Origin of the sequence: Haloarchaeobius sp. HME9146 (assembly GCF_025399835.1) — an archaeon.
Lineage (GTDB): Archaea > Halobacteriota > Halobacteria > Halobacteriales > Natrialbaceae > Haloarchaeobius.
Genome location: NZ_JAODVR010000001.1, coordinates 3,465,643 through 3,490,121, shown reverse-complemented (window position 1 = coordinate 3,490,121; position 24,479 = coordinate 3,465,643). Strand labels below are relative to the sequence as shown.

The following is a 24,479-nucleotide window of genomic DNA, read 5'->3' as shown; positions in this document are numbered from 1 at the left end:
GACGGATGGGGGCGGCTCGGTCGTCGACAGGCAGCCGCTGGCGGTGGCTGGCTCACGGGTTCCCTGACCGGGGAGTTGCCGGCCGTCAGAAGTCGCCCAGGCCGGTCTGTTCGTGCGCTGCCAGCACGTCCGCGCTGGTGGACCACGAGGCGCGGGCGAACGGGGGGAGTTCCCCCGTCTCGGCCACGTAGTCCGCGAGGAACTCGCGGGTCGTCGGGTCGCTCGGGTAGCCCGAGCCGACCGCCCCGTACTCCTCTCCCAGTCGGGCCATCTGGGCGTCGCGTTCGACCTTGGCGACGATGCTGGCGGCCGCCACGACAGGATAGGTCTCGTCGGCACCGTGTTCGGCCGTCACCTCGATGTCGCAGGAACAGTGGCCGGCGACGCGGCGGCCGAACCGGGCCTCGTCGGTGTCGCCCGCGTCGACGTAGCCGGAGAGGCCGTCGACACCCGCGTCTTCAAGGGCCTCGGCGTGGGCCAGCACGGTCAGGGTGTTCATGTCCGTCTCCGGGTCGTCGATACGTTCCGGTGTGATCTCGGCGAGGCCGATTCGGACCCGGTCGTCCGCGCGGAGCGCCGTGGCGATCTCCTCGCGACGGGCTGGCTGTACCCGTTTCGAGTCGTCCACGTCGTCGGGCAGGACTGCGTCGTCGGGGACGACCACGGCCGCGGCCCACATCGACCCGAGCACCGGGCCCTTCCCCGCCTCGTCCACGCCGAAGTACATGGTCGAGTCCTTTCCGCTACCGCGACTTCTACCTTCGTGGTTCGGCGCGCCGGCTCCGCTGTCGGCGCTCGGCGTCGCTCGAAAAAGCTCGAAGGTGTACTAGTCGTCTGCTGGCGGCTCGGCGAGTTCCGGCCCGTCGTCGACGTCGTGCTCGTCCGCCGTCTCGTGCTCGGCCTCGGGTTCGTGGGTGGTGGTCTCTCCTGCTACATGGTGGCACATGGGGTATCCCCTCGAGGCGTGTTCACGTACCACACGGACAAAAGCGTGCCGCCTGGCAGGACACCGAACTGTCGCCCCTCAGCGCAGGTAGTCCGGGTCGTCGAAGTCCTCCTCCTCGCCCTCGACGGCGAGCACGTCGAGCGCGGTCACGGTCGCCTCGGTGCCCAGGAGGCCCGCCAGGGAGGGCTCGGTCCGGCCGTCGTCGCCGCTGATGAGTTCCTTGATGTAGAGGCCGCCTTCGCCGTGGATGTCGACGGTCGCGTGACGAGCATCAGCGACCTCGGCGGAGATGTCGTAGACGGTGCGGGTCCGGTCGAGGCTGGCGCGCCGGTGGTCGACGCGCTGGGGCGTGTGCTGCGTGACGGTCGTGCCCTTGAGCTCTGCGACCGCGTCGGCGAGGGCCTCCTCGCTCACGTCGTCACCGAACTCGACCTCCGCTCTGTAGGTCTTCGAGGCGTCGAGTTCCTTGACGCGCTCGACCATCTCGTGGGTGGCGAGGCGAAGTCCCTCGACCTCGACCGAGCCCGCGGCAGTCTCGTTGATCTCGGCTTCCAGTGCCTCGGCGTCGGGCGAGCGGACCTTGGGGTCTTTCACCTCGACGACGAACGGGCGGCCCGTCCCGAGCATCAGGGCGTCGACGTCCTCGCGGCCGGCCCCATGGAAGATGGCCTCGGAGCCGTCCATGGCGTCGAGGACGTGCGGGGCGACGAACCCCTCGACGCTGTCGTCGTAGAGGTAACCCGACCCACCGCAGTAGTCACAGGGCTCCTCGCCCTCCTCCCGGGAGAGCTGGACACCGGTGCCGCCACACTCCCGGCAGGGCCACTCGGTCTGGGGGATGTCGCGTTCGAGCTTGCGGTAGCGCCCGAAGACGAACGCGGGGTTGACCTGCACGTCGACCGCGTGGGTCGAGGGGTCCTCGCCGGCGCGTTCGAGGTCGATGACCGCCAGCACGTCGGGACGCTCGAAGTCCACGTCCGTTTCCGTGAGCTGGCCGACGCGCTTGCCGACCTCGCGGTTGAACTCCGACTTGAACAGTTCGCCCGCGTCGGGTTCCATGCCGGCGTCCTCGCGGAACAGCATCTCGTTCTCCTCGACCAGCGGCGGGGCGCGGGTGCCGACCTGGTAGGTCTCGAAGCTGACGCCTTCCAGTCCTTCGGCGATGAGTTCGGCGTAGGTGTCGAACCGGGCGGTGTGGCCCTCACACACCCAGCAGTCCTCGCGGTCGGGGGACTCGTAGGGTTCGTCGTCCTCGAGGGCGATACTGACGCGCAGGGCCTTCCCGCGCTCGGCGTTGGTCAACCCGAAGCTCCGGTCGGCGAAGGGGCGGCCGAGACAGGGGTCGCAGACGGGCCCGGTGGCGACCAGCTTCCGGGCGGTGTCGAGTAGCTCCATTACCGGTTGCCAGACGCCCGCTGGCTTAGTGCCTTGCCATCTCGGGCTCAGCGCCTGGCCCAGAGGCCGGCGAGCACACCGCCGAGGACGTGGCCGCCGAGGGCGAGGGCGAGCAAGAGCCAGCCGTCGAGGCCGGGCTGTGGCGCGAGGAAGGCGTAGTCACCCATCCGGGGCCAGAGCGAGGCTGTCGTGAGCAGGAAGCCGAGACCGATGCGGAGGCGTGGGAGGATGGTCAGCACCGCGACGAAGGCCGCTGTGGCGGCCAGTCGGGCGTCGCCGTCTTGCCAGGCCGCGCCAAGCACCACGAGCGCGGAGAGGGTGACGACCGCCCAGAACGGGCTCTGCAGGAGCAGACCGATCATCGCCCCAGCCCCGGTGAGGACGGCGAGGGCGGCCCCGTTCCTGGTGCCGACCTGGAGCGGGTCGGGTCTGCCGGGGCCCTCCCACTCGCGGAGTCCCCACCACCCGGCGGCCAGCCCACCCAGCACTGGAGCGAGCCGGGTGGGGCTCGCCAGCTGGTAGAACCCCGGGAGGTCCGCCGCCGTCGCGAGGGGAACGAACACCAGGAGCGCGACGAGTTCGACGAGGTAGCCCGTGGCCAGGCTACGCCACGAGACCATGTGTGTCCTGAGGCTCCCAGCGAAATTCAAGCTGGCGACAGATTCAGGGACACTGGACGGGGCCCGCGCCGCCCGGGCGTTCTTTGCGGTGTCGTCGCCCGACGTGTCGCCGTCGGCCGATTAGTATTCGTAGGATGCCTGTCTCTTCGGTGGTATGACACGGCGACGACGTACGCTAAACCGCCGGACACTGTTACGAACTGCCGGTGTTTCGGTCACTGGCCTTTCATTCGCGGGCTGTCTCCGGCTGTCGAGTGGGGATCAGGCGACGAACACGACCCGGGGGACCGCCGGGATTGCGGGGACGGGAACCGCGGGGACAGCGACCGATTCCGACGGCGACGGCGTTCCAGACGCGGAGGACTACGCGCCCCGCGACCCCGATGTCCAGCGAAAGTCCGACGTGGAGGGCGAGAGTGCCCCGGAGGCGACCGGAACCGACACCGCCACGACGGAGCAGCCAGCGACCACCCCGGACCCCGGCTCCTGGGCGACCGCCGAGCGCGGTGACGCGACCACGTCGGTCGTCGCCCAGGACGAACTCGAGTTCCGGGTGGTGCAGTGCTCCAGGGCCGCCGCGACGAAGGAACTCGGCGACCGGTCGGGGACCCTGCAGTTCCAGTTCGACTACGAGACCGCGGCCAAAGCGTGGTGGGAGCTCGCGTTCTTCCAGGTGTTCGAGGACGGGGTGGAGGTGCTCCGGATGACCGTCCACACCGACCCGAAACTGCAGATGAAGGCTTACGGGAGCGCGAGTGGCTCGGTCGACAGGACGGTCTCGGTCGACGGCGAGACGTCGGTCCGATTCGGTATCATGCCCTCCGACTACTGTGACGCGGGTGACCACGGCTGGACTACGTTCCACGTCTCCGACCTCGTCATCACCGCACTCTGAAGCCCGTATTGGGGCGTCGTCACTGTCGCCGTGATTCCGACGCTCCTTTGGCCCCGTCGCGTGTCTCCCCGCTATGCGCCAGTTCATCGTCCTGGGTCACGAGGTCCCGACGACCGCCGACTTCTCGCTCGACGCGCTCGCCAGCGAGGGCGGCCGGATGGACCTGCTCGCTCGCTGTCTCAATGCCGCCTTCCTCGCCAGCCACGGCATCCGCGAGGACGTCCGCGTCCACCTCGTCCTGGGCGACGAGTACACCGTCACCGTCGACGGGAGCGAGGTCCGGAACCTCCACCCCGACGAGCGCTCCATCGCCGCGCTCGTCCGCAACGCCCTCGACCACCGCGAGGACGCCATCGGGCACATGCCCGCCGAGGCCTCGCCCGGGGTGTCCATCCGGCGGTTCGGCTTCGAGACGATTCTCGAGGAGTGCGCCCGCGACGGAACCGTCGTCCAGCTCCACGAGGACGGTGACCCCGCCAGCGAGGCCGAGCTCCCCGAGAACCCCGTGTTCGTCCTCTCGGACCACACCGACTTCACCGACGAGGAGGAGTCCCTGCTCGCCGACGCTGCCGACCTGCGCCTCCGGCTCGGCCCGCGAATCCTCCACGCCGACCACTCCATCACGGTCGCGCACCACTGGCTCGACACTCAGGGATACCAACACTTCTGACGCGAAACCAACGGTCGAAATTAAGTGGCCGGCGGGGGAGAAGTCAGACGATGAGTCAACGCGACGCCCCCCAGAGCTGTACCTTCTGTGAGCGAACCTTCTCCGACGACGACGACGGGCCCGACCTGCACTCGCTGTGTCATCGGCGGGTAGACCTCTCGACGGAGGCCGACGCCGTCACCGAACGCCTCGCCTGTGAGCACTGCTTCGACGAGATATCGGAACTCACCGACGACATGGCCGCCCACGACGTCGACGCGACCGACCCCGACTCGCTCGGCGAGGTCGACGACTGCAGCCTCTGTGGCGACGACTTCGGCGACGACGACAGCCTCGAACTCCTCGCCGTGGACGACATCTGCTACCTCCTCTGTGCGGACTGCACCGGCGTGTTCGACCAGTTCGTCGCGAACGTCCCCGAGACGACGCCCGAAGCGACCGCCGATATGGAAGCCGCGGTCCCGGCCGGCCACGGCGACGACGTGGACCCCATCGAGGTCGCGGACGAGCCAGACGAATCGGGCGCGGATTCCGACGACGCGGGCGACGACACGGCGGACGACGAGGCCGAGGCGGAAGGCGACGATGGCCCGGTGGCGCTCCACGACGCCAACCAGGCCGCCGAGGCGGTCGCGGCCGCCGACGCGTCCGACCTGAAGAACGTCCTCGACTCCGGGCTGGACGACGTCGAGGAGGGGTACGAGATTCGCTTCGACGTCCGGCGCGATTCGCGCGACGGCTCCTCGGAGATCTCCACCATGGACGGCGTCGTCACCCGCGCCGAGACGAGCTACATCGGCGGCTCGACCATCTACGTCCACGGCGACGACGGCGAGGAGTACCGCCTCGAATCCAGCTTCTCCTCCGAAGCAGTTCGCGTCTCGACGGTCGACGGCCACGACCTCGACTTCCGCGGCCACCTCGACGCACTCGTCCGATTGGAGTGAGACTGGGTGGCGTGTCGTCTTCCGATTCGGAAGCGTTAAAAGTAATCCCGGCGTTGTTTCGCATGCGGGCCGGTGGGGTAGCTTGGTATCCTTCGGCCTTCGGGTGGCCGTAACCGCGATTCAAATTCGCGCCGGCCCACTACCCGCATATAGTTTTTGCACCTTCTACTTACAAGTTTCATCACTTGAGAAGGTGCTCGCTATCCGTCCAGACAGGGACGCCGACCGTCCCATCTGTAACTACTGTGGCGGGTGGATCGACGAGACTCACCAGCGGTGCCCCGCTACCGCCGCCTGGTCGAGCACGCGCTCGGGGGCGTCTGAGAAGAGCGTGACCGTCTTCTGGCGACGGTCGTCGTGCGGACAGAGGTGGTCCTCGTGCTCGTCTCGGAACGCACTGGCGTCGGCGAGGCTACTGAATTTAAAACCAGGCACTCGGTACCTCCGTAATCGGGTTGTGGTCTTTCAGGAGATGGAAGTCTAAGCCGATTTGTGACCAACGAGCTTGGTCGCAGTTTTCACGGGGGCAGTCGTGCCAGCCATTCTTACGGCCAGTAGACGAACCCTTCACGGTCGTAATAGTTGCCATATATTTACCCTGTCTCGAACAATCCCGTTGCCCAACACATAATGGTAAACTGAATTATACGGTTGTGCCGTTTGGTGGTGTATCAGTTCCACGAGCCCCAGTAGTTAGTGACCACAAGAGTCTTATCAAATATTATATGGCTGGGCCCGAGGCTATACTCGTATGCCTATCCAGATTCCGAATATTTCTGCCTCACTTCTTCAGGCAATAGCGTCCCTTCTTAGTGTAATGCTGAGTGGAATCCTGGTTTTCCTATATTATAAACTGCTCAACAAGCAAAGGGAACACTCAGATATTCTCTCTAAACAAGTAGAAGTACAACAAGACCAGGTTGAAATCCAAGCTGAGCAGACAAAAATAATGGAGAACCAAGTGGCATTTATGGAGGGCGAGAATAAACCCCTCATAAAGATTGAAGATAAGAAGACGACAGAATATGATGGAGAATACCTCAGGTTCACATTATCGAACCATGGTACTTCTATATGTAAAAGGCTGGATATCCAGAATCAGGTTTTTATCCCTGTTCGTGAACCTGAAGAAGAATCTGAAAAAATGAGGGTCTTAGAAGATGGAGGTATTTACCAACCACTGCATATGATTGCAGATTTCGATTTCGGCATTTCGCTATCAGTACTTCGTGAGAACAAAAATGACTCTAACACTGCCATTGTCTACCCAGGAACGGAAAATGAGCAATTCTATGCAGAGCCGAGGTATACAGTTAACGAGGGCGACGACGGAGAATACTACGAATTTACTTTTTCTGAAATGGTCGATTATTTACACGCAAAAGGCTTTGATACGGCTGTCTTCCAGTGGATGCTACTATACCAGAGTATGTCTGAAAACACATATTCACAGTTCGTGGCTGCTACAAAGGTCAACACAGCAGAGAACACGAGTTTAGAAGAGGCAGCTGAAACTGGTTCATACCCGATCGACTACACGAATCGATTGGGAATTTCTACTTATAGAACGAGAGAGGTGTAGTGTGGTTGAATCGACACTCTCCCAATCTTGCTTAAATTTTGTAGTTGTTAATGAAGTGTGACATACTGCGTGTCCGGATGTTGGTTTGCAGTCGGTTGTTGCCCCAATACGAAACTCAGCGACACCAGTTCATTTGCGGTCAGACTCTTTTTATATTCTGAATATTTCAATATGGACAAGCTATGCTGACTAATATACAAGCAATTCAAATTTCGCTACTTATAGTTACAATCGTTATTAGTGGTACCTCACTACTGTCCCAAGTTCGAGCAGGAATCCGAGAATCACTCGAACAATTAAATCCAATTTCTATTCCATCGAGTGTGCGTGTCAAACCGATATTGCATCGAGTCTCATTCAGTAGAGCAACTACAGTTGTGTCTTTGAAGCTGTATCGCGGAGTAGATCTTCAGACAGCTACACGACAAACTACCGTTCGTCATATGCTGACTCACAATGGGGAGCGTTTGAAACCAGCGTTGGATGAAATCGAAAACGACACTCGTCTAATTGATTGCGAAATTGTAGATGATGAAATTCGGATTAGCATTCGCAGTATTAACGCAGTCAAAATACGTCGAATTACAGATGACGTGTTATTCTATTTTGACCCAGGTTACCAGCAGGACGGGTTTGATGACGATTTCGACTATCCCGAAATTGAGAAGAAGTTCAAATAGTTCCTATTGACAGTAAACCTTGGTTGGCCTTCGTAGTTGGGACTGGTGCATGAAGTCCTGGCCCACAGAAATGCATATCCATCATCGGGCAATAGAATGAAAAACAGGCTATGAATTGGGTCAAAACAAACAAATAATCTCAGAAAACATCGAGTCAGGATATGTCTACCCGCTGGCGATTGGTATCCGCATACTCGGGGAATTGGTCCAAAAAGTCATGAGCCATGGAGAAATCATTTGAGTTAGATATGACATGTCTGGTTGAGAATTGCATTTGGAGACCGTTCTGAAGCTTGATGTGCTCGTGCCCATCCTCATCATCTTGAATGACTAAATGACGAGGGCAATTCGCAAACGAGTCCGGATCTACGAAGCCCAGTGATACTGTGGGCGACAACGGGAAGTAGATTTGTATGCCTCGGTTCCGGAGGCCGAGATTTCCATATGGACCGGAGTCGTTGCTGTTGTAGCGAACAATGGGATGATCTGATGTCCAAAACGGATGTCCGGTCTCGTTTTCGATTAACACCCATTTCAGTGCGAGGACGTGTTCTGCGAACTCCCACCCCCTCTCAATAATTAGCTCAATTTGCATTCGATTTGCGCCTTCTTCTGAATCGGCTTGCCGGAGTTCTTCCATCTCTTCTTCCAACTCTTCAGATAAATTTTCCTCTTCGAGGACTTGTCGAAGGCCGGAGATGACCTCCCGGTGTTTCTCCCGTGTCTCCCTAGTTCGAAGTTCTTGGACTGCGACCGAATATGCTATCGCAGAACGGTCGTTTTCATCAAGAGAGTCGAGATCCCGGTGGCTGAGTAGGTCATCATATGCTCGACTGAATTCCCCTTCAATATTGGCCAGACCATGCTCAAATTCTTGTTCTTCGTCCTCTGGAAGGTCGTAGAAATAGTTCTCACCGGCGATATTGGTGGTACTTACAGGAAAATGATTCTGATTCGGTTTATCGAAGCAGTAAACCTGAGGCGAATCAAGGTCGGGGTCAATTGCAAAGTTTTGGAGATAGAACCGAGGAACGTAGTGCTGCATTTTCACAGTGTTACACATTGAGGGTAATCTTCGATTGGGTAGCGAGCTCCTCAGTTTTTTCGGTTATCGACATATTCGAATGACGTTAAATATCAGGGTATCTACGAGCGAGTGTGGTACATTCAACCTTACTAGTAGGGCACAATTGGGTGTCTGTATTGAGTTGAGACCACTGCTCAATACATCCTCTGTCTGAATCACTGTTACTCCAATCTAACTTGGTCTTCGTAGTTCTCTATCAAGTACGACACAGAATCACCAATATCGTCTGATATCCAGCCCAATTCGCTGCCGAGACAGAATCTCAGTGTCGTAGTTGTCACGAGTAGTGTCCCACCTATCGAACACACTTCTACAACCCGGCACCACAGGATGCCACCCCTTAACCACCCCCAACCCCACACCCAACCAATGACAGACGAACTCGATTTCGACATCCTCTCTGCCGAAGACACCACGACGAGACGGGACGAGGTCGTCACGGCGGTCAAGGACCACGCGGGCCAGATCGCCCGCGAACTCGCTATCCTGCAGGGCGGCGACTACGGCCAGGAGACGTTCTCCACCAGGAAAGGAAAGTGGACGCTGAAGTACGAGGGCGGGGCGCTACAGTACCTGCGGTACAAGGGCAAATCGGGCGGCGAGATATACGTCGTCTCGACCAAGCAGCCGCCCGAACCCGAAGACCTCGCCTCGGCGATGCGGGACTACGACGAGTTCGTCGAGTCCTACAACGAGCACGTCCGGTCGCTCGATGGCGTGCTCGACGACGTGGAGACAGACTTCCCCGCGGTCGAAACGACGGAGACCGTCGTCGCGGAGCGCGACCGCATCCTCGGGCGCATCCGCGAGGTGTGTGACACCATCTGTGGCGAGTTGCATCGCTACGACGGGACCGACTACGGGACCTTCCGGACGACCGTCTCGGGGACGCGCTGGGAACTGAAGCGCGAGGAGAGCCAGGCGTCGTACCTCCGCGTCGGCGGCGAAGGCGGCATCTACCTGCTCTCGCAGTACGAGGCACCGTCGGCACCCGACGTCCGAGAGCTGACCGACGAGTTCGTCGGGTTCGTCGAGGCCTACAACGAGCACGTCGAGGAGCTGGAAGCGAGTCTGTCGCAGGTGTCGCTCGACGGGGAGTGACTGGGGGCCGCCCCCGCGAACTGTTTTCCGTAGATTCATGTCGGGAAGGGACCACCGCTATGCCAACGACTGATGGCTCGGACACGAGGGGACGGTCTGGACACGCGACCGTACCGACAGGGACCGGCGGTGGAACTATGCTGATTATCGTCTGCGGCCTGCCCGGGGCGGGCAAGACGACCGTCGCCGAGGACCTCACCGACCGTACGGACGGGACGCTGCTGCGGACCGACGTGGTGCGAAAGGAGCTGTTCGACGACCCGGACTACACCGAGGTCGAGTCCTACATGGTGTACGAGGGGCTGTTCGAGCGTGCGAAGGAAGTCATCGAGACGGGCGGCACCGCGGTCCTCGACGGGACGTTCCAGCGCCGAAGCGACCGCGTCCGGGCGGCGGCCATCGCCCGGAAACTCGGCGTCCGGTTCGAACTCGTGATGGTGACCTGCGACGAGTCGGTCGTCCGGGAGCGTATCGCCGCCAGAGAGGGCGACGAGAGCGACGCGGACTTCGAGGTCCACCAGCACTTCCGCGACATCTTCGACGACATCACGATGGACCACGCCAGCATCGACAACTCGGGGACGCTGGCCGAGACGGAGGCCCAGGTCGACGCCGTCTTCACCGAACGGTTCGCGCCGGCGGTCGAACCGTAGGTCCCCAGGCTGCCGTTTCTTCGGGTCGGGTCAACAGCTAGCGACGGGTTCTCGGTCCGGGCCCTGTCTGACCGGGCGGCTCTCCCCGGACGGCAGCGAGACGACCGCTGCGAGGGCGCGTCGGCGAGTGAGTTCGGGGGACACGGGTACGTCACTGGTACGGCGACCGGCGGCAAAAGAATGGTCCGTCGGGAGGACGACCGACGGGTCGTTCAGAGGAGCCCGCCGAGTGGCGATTCCGGCTCGGATTCCGGTTCGGTCATCTCGGTGGTGATGGCCAGCGTCTCCAGGAAGGCGACCGCTGCGGCGATGTCCCGGTCGTCGGTGACGGCGATAGCGGCCGCGACCATGCCCTCGGCGTTCGCCGGTTCCGCGATGAACTTGATGACGAGGTCGTCCGACCCGCCACAGTTCCCGTGGATGGTGACGACACCCTCCAGGCCGTTCTGGTTGGCGTACTCGATGCTCTCGCCGGACTTCTGGCAGTTCACCGGGAAGCCCTCGGTCTGCTGGCTGAGCTCGGCCGGGTCACCCGTGGTGGTCGGCATGTAGACGACGACGGCACCGGGTGTGACGATCTTCGACTCCGCCGACTCGAACGAGGTCGCGAACGTGTCGAGTTCGGGTGAGAGCAGCAAGTTCAACTCGGTGTCCGGGCTGCCGATGGTCACCGCCTCGGTCCACTCCGAGGGCACCTGCACGCTGATGATGCCGGTGTCGTCGGTGACGGTCTGGTAGCTGGTGTACTCGGCCGGTTCCTCCTCCGCCTCGGTCGGTGATTCTCCCAGTTGCGATATCGGGGCGGCACGGGCGACCGGGGCCGCCAGGAGTGTCGCTCCGAGGGCTGCCACGCCAGCGAGGACGGTGCGGCGGCTGTAGGCGGACGGTTCGGTCTCAGAATGGTCGGTAGGTGTCATGAACTCCCCTCAGGTGTGCTAGTAACTAGCACGAAATGTAGGCCAGCCGCGGGCATAACGGAACCCTTGATTTCCGGCATCCGTCGTCGACCTGACCCCTCGTTCCGGTGGAGATTCCGGTGGTATGAGGAGCGTCAGGAGAGGCGGACCCGAGCCTCGCGCTCGTCCCACGTCGGGTCGACCCGCAGCGTGTCGAGGAACGTGAGCGCCGCGGCGACGTCGCGGTCCTCGGCGATGGTCACCGTCGCGAGGACGATCCCGTCGCCGTGGACCGTCGTCGCGAGGTACTTCAGGACGAGAGCGTCGCTTTCGCGGCAGGCCCCATGCACGGTGACGAGGCCGTCGAGCCCGTTCGTCGTCGTGTAGGGGAGCCGGTCGGTCGCGGTACAGCCCAGCGGCCACTCGCGGGTCGCCGTACTGAACTCGCTCGGCTCTCCGAGCAGCCCGGGCATGTAGACGGCGAGTGCGCCCCGGGGTGGCCTGTCGGCGGCCCGGAGCGTGAACGTCGTCGGTGCTGTCACCGCCACCGGCGAGGCGGCCACGGCCACCCCGGTCGCCGGGTCTCCGGCCACCGCGGTCCGGTGCCACGCTGCCGGCACCGTGGCGACGATGCAGCCGCTTCCGTCGTTGACCGTCCGGTACCGGCTGTACGTGGTTCCCGGTTCCGAGCCAGTCGTCGGGGTGGGGCGCACGACGGGCGCGGCGAGGACGCTGGCACCGACCGCCCCGAGACAGGTGAGGACGGTGCGGCGGCTCCAGGCAGGTGGTTCGCTGGCGGAGTCGTCGGAAGGCGTCATCTGGCTCTCGACGTGTAGCATCCTGGCGCTTGGACTGTCGGGTGCTATCACGCAACATACGGTGGTGGGCGGTAAAACGCGACCCTTGATACCCGGCATCCCTCGTCGACCTGACCCCTCGGGCCGATGGGGGGTGGCGAGCGAGAACGGACCCGGTCTGTCGGTACCGCTTGCACCCCGCTCGGTGGGGCGCTCCCCGTCGCAACACGTCGTCGGTCGGGGACCGAAGCGACTGTCTGGACATCGAGGACGTGGCCGCCCACGTGGACCGTGCCTGCGAACACCTCGTCAGTGACGGCACTACCTGCGCCTGAACTCGAAGCGTGCGCCGGGCCGGGCCGGGTCGGCCGTCCCGTCGTCCCGGTCACACCTCTCCGTGACCGTGACCGTCCAGTCGTGGGCGTCGGCGACCTTCGCGACGATGGCGAGGCCGATGCCGGTGCTGCTGGCACTCCCCGAGTAGCCCGATTCGAACACCGTCTTCCGTTCGGACTCCGGGATTCCCCTGCCGTCGTCTTCGACGTAGAAGCCCGGCTGGTCGGGGGCGCTGGGCGACGACTCCTCCCCGGTCGACCGGTCCGCTGACGGTGCCAGCCCATCCCCGTCGGACAGGGGTCGCGAGAGCGTCCCGACCCGGACGTCGACCGGTCCGTCGTTGTGCTCGACCGCATTCCGATAGAGGTTCTCGAACAGCTGCTTGAGCCGCTGCCGGTCGGCCGTGACGACGAGGTCCGTTTCGACCGCGAGTGTCGACTCGCCGGTGTCGACGACCGCCCAGGCATCCCTCGCGACCGACGGGAGCGCGACAGCCTCGAAGGCGTCGGGGTCCGCCCCTTCCCTGGCGAGGGTGAGCAGGTCGTCGATGATGTGCTCCATCCGCTCGTGGGACTCTACGATGGCCTCGAAGTCCTCCGGGGCCCCCGTCTCGCGCGCCATCTCCAGCCAGCCCTGGGCGACGGTGAGGGGGTTTCGCAGGTCGTGACTGACCACGCTCGCGAACTCGTCCAGTCGGTCGTTCGTCCGTTCGAGTTCGGCGTTGGCGCGCTGGAGTTCCTGCTCGCGCTCCTTCTGCCGGGTGATGTCGTGGAACACCGCGATGATTCCGACGACCTGGCCGTGCCCGCCGACGAGCTCTGACTGCTGGACGCTGAAGTACCGCGGCTCGCCGTCGACGTCGAACGAGACCTCCTCGGTGCGGTCGTCGACCCCGTCGTACGGTGGCAGCAGGCGCTCGGACTCGTCGACCACGTCGCGGACGTGCTGGCCGATGAGGGTCGTGCCGCCCGTCTCGAACAGGTCGTCGGCTGCGGCGTTGGTGTCCACGACGCGGCCCGCCTGGTCGATGACGAGCACACCGTCGTCGAGGGTCGAGACCACGCGGTCGTAGGCGACCGGGACGAGGTCGAGCAGCCGGTACCGGTAGAGGCCGACGGTGAACGCGACGCCGGTGACGGTGAACGCCAGCGGGGTGAGGTCGAGCAGCGTCACCTCGAGGAGCGCGAGGACGTTCGCGACCCAGGGCAGACCGACACCGATCAGGGCGAAGAAGCCCTGGATGCGGTACAGCGACCGGGTCTGGAGCAAGAGCTGGACGAGCAGGACGGTGCCAGCCAGCAGGAGGACGTAGCTGAACAGCGCGTGGGCGATCGCACCGACGTGGGGGTGGGCGGTGGCGACCGTCATCGGGGCCATCCCGGGGAGTGTGACGGTTTCTACCCGTGGTTCGCCCCACAGCAGCTCGTGCGCGTTGTTGGTCACGAGCAGGAGCATCCCGAGCAGCGGTTCGAGGAGTAGCACCCGGAGGAGCCGTTCCGTTCGTTCGTCGTCGCGGCCGGTGAACTCGAGGGCGAACGCGAGCCACGCCAGCGGGATGGTGACCGCACCGAGCCACTGGAGGTCGGCCCAGAGGAGCTTGCGTGCCGGTGACGTCGCCGTGACCTCCAGCGCGTGGAACACGAGCCACTCCGTCACCCCGACCATCAGCACCGCAAGCGGGGTCGCACCCGCGGCTGGCCGGTACTGCCAGGCACGAACCGAGACGGTCGCCGAGACGACGACTGCCACGATGAGCGCCAGCGTGTACGGGTGTAACTCGGTGACCATGGTGAATCGTTCTCGCGTCCGTCTGCTGCTATCCTCTGCGATACAGGGCTTTAGCTATCATGGCCATATCGGTACGTGCCGGGTCGATGACGGGTTGGCTGGGACGGTGGGACACCGGACGGCCTCGAGGTGGGTTCGACCGGTCCCGCCTCCGGATGCAACACCCTTAACCGGCGAGTCTTCCGAGGCTCAACCGATGACACACGCCATCGAGGTCACCGACCTCGTGAAGGAGTACGGGTCGTTGCGCGCCCTCGACGGCCTCTCCCTGCAGGTCGAGGAGGGCGAGTTCTTCGGCCTGCTCGGGCCGAACGGGGCCGGCAAGACCACGTTCATCAACATCCTCGTGGGGCTCGCCCGGAAGACCTCCGGGGAAGCCCGGGTGTTCGGGCACGACGTGGTCGACGACTACCGGCAGGCCAGAGACGCCATCGGGCTCGCCCCGCAGGAGTTCAACGTCGACCGGTTCTTCCCCATCGAGGAGGTGCTGGTCCACAAGGCGGGCTACCACGGCATCCCCGAGGACGAGGCGCTCGACCGGGCACACGAGGCGCTGAAGCGGGTCGGTATCTACGACAAGCGCAAGGAACGGTTCGACTGGCTCTCTGGCGGGATGAAGCGCCGCCTGCTGCTCGCCCGGGCGCTCGTCACCGACCCGGACCTGCTCATCCTCGACGAACCGACGGCGGGGGTGGACGTGCAGTTGCGCCACGACCTCTGGGAGGTCGTCTCCGAACTCAACGACAACGGGACGACCGTCCTGCTGACGACCCACTACATCGAGGAGGCAGAACGCCTCTGCGACCGGGTCGCCATCGTGAACGAGGGCTCGAAGGTCGAGGTATCGACGCCGGACGAACTCATGGGCCGCGGCACCGATACCATCACCGTCACGCTGCGCGAGCCGCCCGCGACCGCGCCGGAACTCAACGGCACGCTGGACCGGGTCGAGTCGGTGGAACTGGACGGCGACCGGTTGCTCGTCCGGGCCAGGAACGGTGGCGCGGTCACGCCAGCCCTGCTGAACGAACTGGAGGCGATGGGCCACGACATCGTGAACCTCGACATCTCACGGACCTCGCTGGAGGAGATATTCGTCGAGATGACCGGTGAAGGACGCCGAAACGGCGACGGGTCGGCCGAAGCCCAGGCGGGTGATGCGCGATGATCGGCCTCGAAACGGGCACCTGGGCGCTCACGAAGCGCGAGATACTCAGATACGTCCGTCGCCCCCGCAACACCTTCCTGCCCCCGTTCATCAACAACGTGCTCTACTTCGCGGTGTTCGGGGTCATCCTCGGCAGCCGCATCGGCGAGTACGCCGGCGGCATCCCCTACATCACGTTCGTCCTGCCCGGCCTCGTGGTCCTCGGGGCCGTCTCGAACGGCTTCGAGAACGCCTCGTTCAGTATCTTCCACGGGCGCTGGAACGAGTATATTCACGAAGTGCTCACCTCGCCGCTCTCGTACCGACAGCTGGCGTTCGCCTACGTCGCCGCGAGCGCCCTTCGCGGGGTCCTGGTCGGCGTCATCATCGCCGTCATCGGCGTGGTGTTCACCATCGCGAACCCGGCGTACGGGATGGTCTCGGTCGCCCACCCAGTCTACCTCCTGGTCTCGCTCATCACGGTCGCCGCGCTGTTCGCCTGCTTCGGCATCCTGGGTGGGCTCTGGGCGCGCGACTTCGACTACCTCACCGTCCTCAACCAGTTCATCATCCGCCCGCTGGTGTTCTTCGGCGGCGTCTTCTACCCCCTCGCGGCGCTGGAGGGAACCGGCATCTGGTACTCCCTCTCGTTCCTGAACCCGATGGTGTACATGGTGAACGCGGTCCGGTACGGCTTCCTCGACTTCTCTGAGGTCGACCCCAACCTCTCGCTCGGCATCTTGCTCGCCATCACGGCCGTCATCTTCACCGTCGACGTGCTGTTGCTCAAGCGCGGCTACGGCCTGATGGACTAGCAGTCGCGGCTGGTTTTCCGTCTTTAGCTGGCTGTGAGCGTCACCCAGAGCATCCACGTCGAAAGGAGCACCGTGGCCACGCCGAGTCCCAGAACGACAGACAGTGTGACGGTGCTCGCACGCCTGACGAAGGGACTCCGGGCCGGTTCGTGGGCGTTCGAGTATCCCCGCACGGCGAGTGCGACAAAGCCGAATGACAGGACGACGAAGAGCAGGCCGACGTTCACGTCCTCTCGCAGCAAACTCACTCCGAGACAGAGGTTGCTACTCGCGATACACGCCCAGAACGCGGTTTCGACCAGACTCCTGTCCACGGACACTATCGTGAAAATAACTACTGAGCGTCGAATGAACCTATCGGTGCCCTGGCATCGAGTCGTGTCTGTCTCTCAGGCGTCATCACCTGCGCTTTTCATCTCTCCCCGTGCAATTCCAATCATGACCACGGACTGGACCCACGGCCAGACCATCGTGAACGACGTGCGCCTCCACTACGTCGAGGCCGGCGACCCCGATGACGAGACGGTCGTCCTGGTCCACGGCTTCCCCGAGTTCTGGTACTCGTGGCACCACCAGATTCCGACCCTCGCGGACGCGGGCTATCACGTCATCGCGCCCGATATGCGCGGGTACAACCGCTCGGAGAAACCCCACGGCGTGGCGGCCTACCGGATCACGGAACTCTCGGCGGACATCGCCGACCTCTGTCGGGCGTTCGACGCGCCGGTCCACCTCGTCGGCCACGACTGGGGCGGTGGTGTCGTCTGGGACGTTGCCGCCCGGACGCCCGAGGTCGTGGAGACGCTCACCGTCATGAACGCGCCGCATCCGGGGCGGTTCGAGGAGGTGTTGCGGACGAGTTCGAGTCAGCGAAAGCGTTCGTGGTACATGTTCTTCTTCCAGCTCCCGTGGCTCCCCGAGAAATTCATCACCGGCCTGAACTGCCTCGCCCTCGGCTCGATGCTGCGCGACGGGACCGTCACCCCCGGCGCGTTCACCGACGACGACGTGGCCCGGTACAAGGAGGCGTTCTCACGGCCCGGTGCGGCCACCTCGGCAATCAACTACTACCGGGCGCTCTTTCGAGAGGGCCTCAAAGACAAGATTCCGTTCGTCTCGGCCGCGACAGCCGAGACGCAGGTCGACGTGCCCACCCTGCTGCTGTGGGGCGAGCAGGACGACGCGCTCGAACTCGAACTCACCGAAGGACTGGACCGGTGGGTCGCGGACATCGAGGTCGTCCGGATCCCCGGCGCGAGCCACTGGGTCCAGTTCGACGCGCCAGAGACGGTGACCGAGGAACTCCTCAGGTTCATCCGGATACACGAATAAACGCCCTGCCACCCTAGAGTGGGTATGGCACACCACAACCGCTGCAACATCTGTGGGAAGGACTTCGACGAGGGCGGGAGCCTCAAGGAACACGTCGAACGACGCCATCCGAAGGCGGACGTCCACTGGTGGATGGTCGCGGAGAACCCGGAGAAGGAACTCCAGTTCGAGGGTCGATAGGGTACTTTTTCTACGCGTCGACCCGACTACTCGGACATGAGCGACGCGCACGACGACGCCGACTCGCCCGAGAGCGACGACCCGCTCGCCTGGGAGATAACCGACTCGTGGGTGGGCTACGAGTGCCCCGGCTTCGACATCGTCCACGACGAGGTCCGGCTTCCCGACGGCACCGAGACGGACTACGACTACCTCGTCGAGCCCGAGGCCGTGGTGGTCCTGCCGTTCACCCGCGACGGCGACGTGGTTGTCATCGAGGAGTGGCGGCACGCCGTCGGTCGGGTCAACCGCGGGCTCCCCGCGGGCAGCGTCGAGGAGCACGACGACGACCTCGCGGTGGCCGCCCGCCGCGAACTCACGGAGGAGACGGGCTACGAGGCCGACCGGGTCGAACACCTCACGAGCGTCGAGCCGGCCAACGGCATCGGGAACTCCCTCTTCCACTACTTCGTCGCCTACGACTGCGAGGACGTCGGCGGGCAGGAGCTCGACTTCAACGAGAGCATCCGGGTCGATACGGCCGAATACGACGACCTGCTGGCCGAGGCTCGCACGGGCGAGTTGCGAGACGGCAGGGCGATGACCGGCCTGCTGTACTACGAGCTGTTCGGCGACGACGAGTAGCGAGACTTCAAGTACTGGAAGGCGGCCAGCCCCGGCGTGCACTGACTTCTGCCGCCGGGCGGTTCGCGGGTGTGCGACGCTCCGCCCGGTGTCCGTTGTTCGCGTCGCCTGTTCGCCATCCTGTCGTGTCCAGCGGCCCACTTCCCGCCACCCGTGGTATCTGGTGGCACAGTGGTTATGTCGCACCAGCGCCTAGAGATATCAGTGACTGATTCGTTCCTCTCGTTCCGCCAGCAGACCATCATCCGGTTCCTGGGCTTCCTCGTCCTGCTGGTGTACGGGTTCCTCGCCGGTGGCGGCCTCTGGTTCGCCGTCGCGGCCGCGGCGTCGGTCTACCTGGAGATTCGGCGGCCGGGGACCGTCTGGTTCGCCCGGCGCGAGCATCGGTAGCGTCGGTGACCCAGCCACGGCCGAACGGTTTATGCAACATCTATCAGTCTACTAATCTATGGCCGACCCCGTCGTAACGAAGAAGCAGGCGTTCGTGGTGCTCACGGCCGAATGTCTGGTCCTGTCGGTGCTGTTCGGCACGGAGCTGCTCTCCCCGCCGGTGCTGGTACTTGTGCTCTTGGCGACCTGGGCCAGCACGCGGCTGAACGGCCTGCGGCACTACTACCGCCACCGCGCCTAAACGACACCCTTACCGGCGCTGCCCGGATAACCGAGGCCAATGAGAGACCACTTCGAGCTTCGGGACGCCGACGCGGGCGGCCGCATCGGGGAGTTGACCGTCCCCCGGGCGGACGTCACCGTCGAGACGCCGGCGCTGTTGCCGGTCATCAACCCGAACATCATCACCATCCCGCCGAAGCGCCTCGAAGAGGAGTTCGGCGCGGAGATCCTCATCACCAACTCCTACATCATCAAGACGACCGAGGACATCCGCGAGCAGGCCCTCGAAGACGGGCTGCACGAGTTGCTCGACTTCGACGGGGCCATCATGACCGACTCGGGGAGCTTCCAGCTCGCCGAGTACGGGAAGATAGACACCACGACCGAGGAGATCCTGCAGTTCCAGCACGACATCGGGAGCGACATCGGTACGCCGGTGGACATCCCGACGCCGCCGGACGTCTCCCGCGAGCAGGCCGAGGACGAACTCGCGACGACGCAGGAGCGCCTCGAACTTGCGGAAACGGTCGACGTGGGCGACATGCTGGTCAACGCGCCGGTGCAGGGTTCGACCTATCCGGACCTCCGCGAGGAAGCAGGCTCCCACGCCGCCGCGACCGACCTCGACGTGTTCCCGGTCGGCGCCGTCGTCCCGCTGATGAACGACTACCGCTACGGCGACATGGTCGACGTGGTCGCCGGGGCGAAGCGCGGCCTCGACCAGGACTGCCCGGTCCACCTGTTCGGCGCGGGCCACCCGATGATGTTCGCGCTCGCGGTCGCCATGGGCTGTGACCTGTTCGACAGTGCGGCGTACGCTCTGTACGCCCGGGACGGCCGCTACCTGACGGTGCGGGGAACCGAACACCTCGACGACCTCGACTACTTCCCGTGCTCGTGTCCGGTGTGTACCGAGTACACCCCCGCCGAACTGCGCGACCTGTCCGAGCGCGAGCAGGAGGAGGAACTCGCCGCGCACAACCTGCACGTCACCTTCGAGGAGATCCGCCGCATCAAGCAGGCCATCCGACAGGGGAACCTGCTCGAACTCGTCGAGGAGCGCGCTCGCTCGCACCCGGCGATGCTCGACGGACTCCGGGCGATGACCGACCACGCCGACCAGCTCGAGGAGACGGACCCGGTGTCGAAGGGCGCGTTCTTCTACCTCTCGAACGAGAGCGCCCACCGGCCCGAGGTGCTTCGCCACCAGGAGCGACTGGCCCGCCTCTCGCCCGAGGGGGACGTGCTCCTCACCGCGGGTGACCACTCCAAGGGCTTCGACGAGTCGTGGAAGGTCGTGCCGCCGTTCGGGCCGTTCCCGAAGGCGCTGCGCAACACGTACCCGCTGACGGCGGAGATTCCGGACCGACTCGACGACGATGCCTACGAGCAAGCTGCCCGCGGCGTGGCTCGGTTGGTCGACCTGAACCCCGAGACCGAATTCACGCTGGCCCACGACGACTGGCCCGAGACGGCGCTGGAACTCGTTCCCGACGGCGTCGAACTGGTCAACCTCGCCGACCGCAGTGAACGACTGCCCTGAGTCAGTCTCGCTTCTCTGTCGTCCCGGAGCCACAGCCCGGCCGTGTCTTGAACGCGAGTGCTGGTCCTTCCTGAATCGCGACCGTGCAGTCACTGCACGGTTGGTCTTCGGATGCCCTCCACGGGAGTTCGAGTCGGTCGGTGACCGTCGACTCCGGGGCGTTCGGGCCGACGAGGGTCCCGACGACCTCGAACTGTCCTCGGTCCGCCGGGAGACCCTCGGTGATGCTGCCGCCAGTAATGGCCAAATTTCCCTTCTCGGTCGTCGAGGCTGGTGGGAGGTCGACGGTTCGCTCGAACACCTGTTCGTCGTCGCTGTATACCTCTATCCGAATTGTATGGTTTTCTGACAGGTAGTTCCGATATCCGATTCGTCGAAGCTCTGTCGTCGGTGGTTCCGAGTCCGAGAACAGTCCCGTACAGCCCGCGAGTCCCGTGGCTGCCGCGCTCGCCGTCGCTGCGAGCAGCCTGCGCCGTGTCCGCTCCATACGACGACAGTACCTGCTAGCACGGTATCATCTTTGTGCTGGTTCGGTCGTCGTCCCGAAGGGGGGAGATGAAGGGGGAAGAACCGAGGTGTGGCGGGTCGACGCCCACCGTCGACCCGACCGGCAAGGTTGTTAGCTAGTCGTCGAAGGGAGTGCCCTCGACCGCGCACCGCCAGCATGCCATCCGTTGCCATCCGGGTGCGTCCCGCGTCGCTTGCACCCATCACTTCGTACCCAGGGGAGGCTGATGAGATGCTCCCTTCACAGCTCCACCCTTTAGGTAGGGGTGGAAAGCAAGACCCTTGAGCGTCGGCCACGGAGTCGCGTCCATGACCGAGTACTTCGAGGTTCACGAGCGCGACGGTGCGGCCCGACGGGCGGAGCTGCGCCTGTCCGAGCCGGTCACCACGCCGGCGCTCGTGGACGACGTGGTCGCGGACGCCGGGAGCCTCTGGCCCGGCGAGCGAGAGCTGCCGGAGGGCGACGAGTCGACACTGACGATCCTGCCACACCGCGGGCTGCCAGCGGGCACCGCAGACGAGGTGCAGGACTCGTTCAAGGTGGACTACCCCGAGGTCGAGTTCCCGAATGCGGTCGTCGTCTCGACCGATACGGCTGAAGACTACGGCGCTGACGTGTACGTCCTCTCCGACGCGCAGGGCTCCGTCGGCCACGGGAAGGGCATGAAAGACGCCATCCTCACCGTCAAGGACGCGGTCCCGGACGACACCGGTCTCTATCTCTCCGGCGTCGCCACGCCCCGGAACGTCGCCGTCCTCGCCTACGCCGGCGTCGACCTGTTCGACGAGACGAAGGCCCGGGCGAAGGGGCTTCAGGGCGAGTACCTCACGACCGACGACCGGTACTTCCTCGAGGACCTCGACGAACTGCCCTGCTCCTGCCCGGCCTGTCAGGTCACCCGCGAGGAGTTCGACCGGGCGGCCTGCGCCGAGCACAACGTCAACGCCCTCGCGGCCGAACTGTCGCGGGTCCGTCGGCGCATCCGCGACGGTCGCCTGCGCGACTACATCGAGGGGCAGGCGCGTCAGGACCAGTGGCTCACCGCGCTGTTTCGCGAACTCGACCAGCAGTACGGCTATCTGGAGAAGCGGACGCCACTGTACCGCGAAGCCGACCTCGACGCGACCACCGAGGACACGCTCAAGCGCGTCGAGATTCAGCGCTTCGCCGACCGCATCACCGCCCGGTACACGAACCGCTTCGACGGTCATCCCCTGGTACTCGTGCCGTGTTCGGCACGAAAGCCCTACAGCGAGTCCCAGAGCCACCGCCAGTACATGGAGGCGGTGAACTTCCGCGGCCACATGGTGTCGATGACCTCTCCCATCGGCGTCGTCCCGCAGGAACTGGAGACGACCTATCCTGCACAGCACTACGACTCCGTCGTGACTGGCTCGTGGACCGCCGGGGAACTCGAGTTCGTCACGGAGGTGCTCCGCCGGTACCTCCAGCGCAACGACTACCCGCGGGTCATCGCGCACCTCCCCGAGGACTACCGCCCCATCGTCGAGGCCGTCGAGGACGACGTCGACGTGGACATCGAGTACACTGTCGAGGACCACCCGACCACCTCGGCCAGCCTCTCGAACCTGCGCGATGCGCTCTCGGGCGAGCTGAAGTACTCGAAGCGTGAACGCGAGCACAACACCGTCCGGGCCATCGCGGACTACCAGTTCGGCGACGGCGCGGGCGATTCGGTGTTCGGCGACTTCCAGACGACGAGCCGGTACCCGAAGATACAGGTTCGCGATCCGGATGGAACCCAGCTCGCCACGCAGGTCCCGAACTACGGGACCCTGTCGCTGACGCTGGAGGGCGCGAAGCGCTGGGACGACTCCGACGTCCCGACGAAGCGCGTCGAAATCGACGGGTTCGTCCCCCACGGGAGCGTCCTCGCGCCGGGCGTTATCGACGCCGACGAGGACATCCGCGTCGGCGACGAGGTCGTCATCGAGGGCCCGAGGGCGTTCGGTATCGGCCGGGCCCAGATGCACGGCGAGGCGATGGTCGAGAGCACGCGCGGGGAGGCGAGTTCCGTGCGTCACGTCGAAGAGAAGTAGTCCGCCGAGAGACTTTTCCCGGCCGCCCGAGACCGAGACAGCGATGGCAGTCGTCGCCGACCTGGAACAACGAGCAGGCGTCGGCATCGGCGGTATCGTGCTGTACGTCGTCCTCTTCGCAGGTGGCATCGCGGGCGCTGCGATTGTGGGGAACGTCGACACTGACCGGCTGCTGGTTCTCGTCACGATGCTCGGCTACGGCGTCGGCCTGCTGGGTGTCGCCGTGGCGCTGGCGAACCTGCCACGACTGGTGCGCATCAGGCTCGCCTCGGTCGTCGACGGCCGGATGGCAGCTACCGGCTGGTGTCGGGCCGAGGCACCCCTCCGGACACCGTTCAGCGCTGAGGACGCGGTCTTGTACGTCGCCAGGGTGCTGGAGAACTCGGTCGACGAGGAGCCGGCGGTGGAGGACGAGCGGAACTGGTCGCTCGCCACGCGCCGGGCCGAAGCGACACCGTTCGAGGTTCGGTGGGACGGGCGCACCCTCCCGGTCGAGCCGAGTGACGCGACGCTTCGCCCCGGCTCGTTCGAGCAGGTCGCCGCCACGGCCGCAGGTGACGAACTCCCCGTCCACATCGAGGCGGGCTGTACCAGGATCGGATTCAGCCGGAGCGACGAGGCGCATTATCGGTTCGAGGAGGCAGTTGTCCGACCGCGTGAACAGGTGTTCGTCCTCGGTCGCGAGCGGGCGGACCGCATACACGCGAAGCTCGTCGCTGACGGAGGGTTCCCGGACCGGGTCCGCGGGCGGGTCGTCGACGGCGTCACGCTCGGCGGGCTGGTCGCGGGCGCGTCCTATCTCGGGTTGCTGGTCGCGGCTGGGGTCCTCTGACCGGCGTGCCTTTTTCACCCTCGGCCACTTTCCCCGCGGTATGGACCACGTGTCACTGGGTGTCCCACAGCAGATTCTCGACTCGCTTCCCGAGGACGGCGAACCGGCAGCCTCCGACATGCAGCGAGCTGTCGCGACCTGGGAGCAGCGAATCAACCGGGCTATCGACGAGGCCGAGACAGAGCGCGAGGCAGCCGCCTTCGTCGCCGACGCCGTCGAGCGCATGGAGGACCGCGTCCAGCGGTTCGACGACTTCGTCCCCGAACTGCGCGCGTGGGGGCAGTCGCCGATCTACGCCATCGCCTGGCGGAACCTGAACGCCGACATGATCCAACAGCTGTACGAACACGAGGAGGTGGCGGAGAACCTCGACCGCGAGCGCAACGCCCGGCTGGTCGAAGACGGCATCCGACTCAGCGACAAGTAGACGCTC

27 protein-coding genes and 1 tRNA gene are annotated in these 24,479 nt (G+C 64.3%); 18 read left to right on the top strand and 10 right to left on the bottom strand.

What is annotated here, in order from left to right; genetic code table 11:
* Positions 1-85 precede the first annotated feature (85 nt).
* The 3 genes from rnhB to N6C22_RS17995 form a co-directional block, all read right to left on the bottom strand.
* Entirely contained in the window at positions 86-727 is a 642-nt protein-coding gene (gene rnhB, locus N6C22_RS18005) for a ribonuclease HII (RefSeq protein WP_261652521.1), read from the bottom strand.
* 297 nt (positions 728-1,024) lie between these two features.
* Positions 1,025-2,341 (bottom strand): tRNA pseudouridine(54/55) synthase Pus10, encoded by a 1,317-nt coding sequence (locus N6C22_RS18000; protein WP_261652520.1) that lies wholly within the window; start codon positions 2,339-2,341, stop codon positions 1,025-1,027.
* 47 nt (positions 2,342-2,388) lie between these two features.
* The gene (locus N6C22_RS17995; RefSeq protein ID WP_261652519.1) at positions 2,389-2,961 is read right to left on the bottom strand and encodes a hypothetical protein; all 573 of its coding nucleotides are present in this window, start codon (positions 2,959-2,961) and stop codon (positions 2,389-2,391) included.
* A gap of 154 nt (positions 2,962-3,115) precedes the next feature.
* Between N6C22_RS17995 and N6C22_RS17990 the strand changes: the two genes are divergently transcribed.
* From N6C22_RS17990 to N6C22_RS17975, 4 genes are all read left to right on the top strand, one after another.
* Positions 3,116-3,856, top strand: a complete 741-nt coding sequence (locus N6C22_RS17990) for a hypothetical protein (RefSeq protein ID WP_261652518.1) — start codon at positions 3,116-3,118, stop codon at positions 3,854-3,856.
* A gap of 73 nt (positions 3,857-3,929) precedes the next feature.
* Positions 3,930-4,526, top strand: a complete 597-nt coding sequence (trmY, locus tag N6C22_RS17985; RefSeq protein WP_261652517.1) for a tRNA (pseudouridine(54)-N(1))-methyltransferase TrmY — start codon at positions 3,930-3,932, stop codon at positions 4,524-4,526.
* Between the two features lie 50 nt (positions 4,527-4,576).
* Positions 4,577-5,473, top strand: coding sequence for a hypothetical protein (locus N6C22_RS17980; RefSeq protein ID WP_261652516.1), 897 nt, complete (start codon positions 4,577-4,579; stop codon positions 5,471-5,473).
* 66 nt (positions 5,474-5,539) lie between these two features.
* A tRNA-Pro gene (locus tag N6C22_RS17975) sits at positions 5,540-5,612 on the top strand.
* 128 nt (positions 5,613-5,740) lie between these two features.
* Here the strand turns inward: N6C22_RS17975 and N6C22_RS17970 are convergent.
* Positions 5,741-5,908 (bottom strand): hypothetical protein, encoded by a 168-nt coding sequence (locus tag N6C22_RS17970; protein WP_261652515.1) that lies wholly within the window; start codon positions 5,906-5,908, stop codon positions 5,741-5,743.
* Between the two features lie 316 nt (positions 5,909-6,224).
* Here N6C22_RS17970 and N6C22_RS17965 point away from each other — a divergent pair, with 316 nt between their 5' ends.
* Positions 6,225-7,055, top strand: coding sequence for a hypothetical protein (locus N6C22_RS17965; RefSeq protein WP_261652514.1), 831 nt, complete (start codon positions 6,225-6,227; stop codon positions 7,053-7,055).
* A gap of 834 nt (positions 7,056-7,889) precedes the next feature.
* Here the strand turns inward: N6C22_RS17965 and N6C22_RS17960 are convergent.
* Positions 7,890-8,780 carry a DUF4238 domain-containing protein gene (locus N6C22_RS17960; protein ID WP_261652513.1) on the bottom strand — a complete coding sequence of 297 codons (891 nt, stop codon included), beginning with the start codon at positions 8,778-8,780 and terminating at the stop codon, positions 7,890-7,892.
* Between the two features lie 411 nt (positions 8,781-9,191).
* On the opposite strand from N6C22_RS17960, the gene N6C22_RS17955 reads away from it, so the two are divergent.
* A complete protein-coding gene (locus N6C22_RS17955; protein ID WP_261652512.1) occupies positions 9,192-9,923 on the top strand; it encodes a hypothetical protein in 732 nt (243 codons plus the stop codon).
* A gap of 137 nt (positions 9,924-10,060) precedes the next feature.
* Positions 10,061-10,576, top strand: coding sequence for an AAA family ATPase (locus N6C22_RS17950; RefSeq protein WP_261652511.1), 516 nt, complete (start codon positions 10,061-10,063; stop codon positions 10,574-10,576).
* 212 nt (positions 10,577-10,788) lie between these two features.
* Here the strand turns inward: N6C22_RS17950 and N6C22_RS17945 are convergent, their stop codons facing one another.
* The 3 genes from N6C22_RS17945 to N6C22_RS17935 form a co-directional block, all read right to left on the bottom strand.
* Complete coding sequence (locus tag N6C22_RS17945; protein ID WP_261652509.1) at positions 10,789-11,493, bottom strand: hypothetical protein; 705 nt, start codon at positions 11,491-11,493, stop codon at positions 10,789-10,791.
* 134 nt (positions 11,494-11,627) lie between these two features.
* Entirely contained in the window at positions 11,628-12,311 is a 684-nt protein-coding gene (locus N6C22_RS17940) for a hypothetical protein (protein WP_261652508.1), read from the bottom strand.
* 279 nt (positions 12,312-12,590) lie between these two features.
* Positions 12,591-14,393 carry a histidine kinase N-terminal 7TM domain-containing protein gene (locus N6C22_RS17935; protein WP_261652507.1) on the bottom strand — a complete coding sequence of 601 codons (1,803 nt, stop codon included), beginning with the start codon at positions 14,391-14,393 and terminating at the stop codon, positions 12,591-12,593.
* Positions 14,394-14,589: 196 nt separating this feature from the next.
* Between N6C22_RS17935 and N6C22_RS17930 the strand changes: the two genes are divergently transcribed.
* Both N6C22_RS17930 and N6C22_RS17925 read left to right on the top strand, forming a co-directional pair.
* Positions 14,590-15,561, top strand: a complete 972-nt coding sequence (locus N6C22_RS17930) for an ABC transporter ATP-binding protein (RefSeq protein WP_261652506.1) — start codon at positions 14,590-14,592, stop codon at positions 15,559-15,561.
* Complete coding sequence (locus N6C22_RS17925) at positions 15,558-16,355, top strand: ABC transporter permease (RefSeq protein ID WP_261652505.1); 798 nt, start codon at positions 15,558-15,560, stop codon at positions 16,353-16,355. The genes N6C22_RS17930 and N6C22_RS17925 overlap by 4 nt, the downstream gene beginning before the upstream one ends.
* A 23-nt stretch (positions 16,356-16,378) precedes the next feature.
* On the opposite strand, the gene N6C22_RS17920 is transcribed toward N6C22_RS17925, so the two are convergent.
* Positions 16,379-16,603 (bottom strand): hypothetical protein, encoded by a 225-nt coding sequence (locus tag N6C22_RS17920; protein WP_261652504.1) that lies wholly within the window; start codon positions 16,601-16,603, stop codon positions 16,379-16,381.
* 190 nt (positions 16,604-16,793) lie between these two features.
* Between N6C22_RS17920 and N6C22_RS17915 the strand changes: the two genes are divergently transcribed.
* The 6 genes from N6C22_RS17915 to tgtA all read left to right on the top strand — a co-directional run bounded on the left by N6C22_RS17915 (position 16,794) and on the right by tgtA (position 20,646).
* Positions 16,794-17,687 (top strand): alpha/beta fold hydrolase, encoded by an 894-nt coding sequence (locus N6C22_RS17915; protein WP_261652503.1) that lies wholly within the window; start codon positions 16,794-16,796, stop codon positions 17,685-17,687.
* Positions 17,688-17,711: 24 nt separating this feature from the next.
* Complete coding sequence (locus N6C22_RS17910; RefSeq protein WP_261652502.1) at positions 17,712-17,867, top strand: C2H2-type zinc finger protein; 156 nt, start codon at positions 17,712-17,714, stop codon at positions 17,865-17,867.
* A 36-nt stretch (positions 17,868-17,903) separates the two neighbouring features.
* Positions 17,904-18,491, top strand: coding sequence for an NUDIX hydrolase (locus N6C22_RS17905; protein ID WP_261652501.1), 588 nt, complete (start codon positions 17,904-17,906; stop codon positions 18,489-18,491).
* A 204-nt stretch (positions 18,492-18,695) separates the two neighbouring features.
* Positions 18,696-18,881 (top strand): hypothetical protein, encoded by a 186-nt coding sequence (locus N6C22_RS17900; protein WP_261652500.1) that lies wholly within the window; start codon positions 18,696-18,698, stop codon positions 18,879-18,881.
* A 58-nt stretch (positions 18,882-18,939) separates the two neighbouring features.
* Positions 18,940-19,122: a hypothetical protein gene (locus N6C22_RS17895; protein ID WP_261652499.1), complete on the top strand. Its 183-nt coding sequence runs from the start codon at positions 18,940-18,942 to the stop codon at positions 19,120-19,122.
* Between the two features lie 39 nt (positions 19,123-19,161).
* Complete coding sequence (gene tgtA, locus N6C22_RS17890; protein WP_261652497.1) at positions 19,162-20,646, top strand: tRNA guanosine(15) transglycosylase TgtA; 1,485 nt, start codon at positions 19,162-19,164, stop codon at positions 20,644-20,646.
* Position 20,647: 1 nt separating this feature from the next.
* Here the strand turns inward: tgtA and N6C22_RS17885 are convergent, their stop codons facing one another.
* A complete protein-coding gene (locus N6C22_RS17885; RefSeq protein ID WP_261652496.1) occupies positions 20,648-21,133 on the bottom strand; it encodes a hypothetical protein in 486 nt (161 codons plus the stop codon).
* A gap of 329 nt (positions 21,134-21,462) precedes the next feature.
* On the opposite strand from N6C22_RS17885, the gene arcS reads away from it, so the two are divergent.
* From arcS to N6C22_RS17870, 3 genes are read left to right on the top strand one after another with little or no spacing between them, the layout of a single operon-like run.
* Positions 21,463-23,214 (top strand): archaeosine synthase subunit alpha, encoded by a 1,752-nt coding sequence (gene arcS / locus N6C22_RS17880; RefSeq protein WP_261652495.1) that lies wholly within the window; start codon positions 21,463-21,465, stop codon positions 23,212-23,214.
* A gap of 43 nt (positions 23,215-23,257) precedes the next feature.
* On the top strand, positions 23,258-24,046 hold the full coding sequence (locus N6C22_RS17875; protein ID WP_261652494.1) for a hypothetical protein: 789 nt from the start codon (positions 23,258-23,260) through the stop codon (positions 24,044-24,046).
* 40 nt (positions 24,047-24,086) lie between these two features.
* A complete protein-coding gene (locus N6C22_RS17870; protein ID WP_261652493.1) occupies positions 24,087-24,473 on the top strand; it encodes a hypothetical protein in 387 nt (128 codons plus the stop codon).
* The last annotated feature ends 6 nt before the right edge of the window (positions 24,474-24,479 follow it).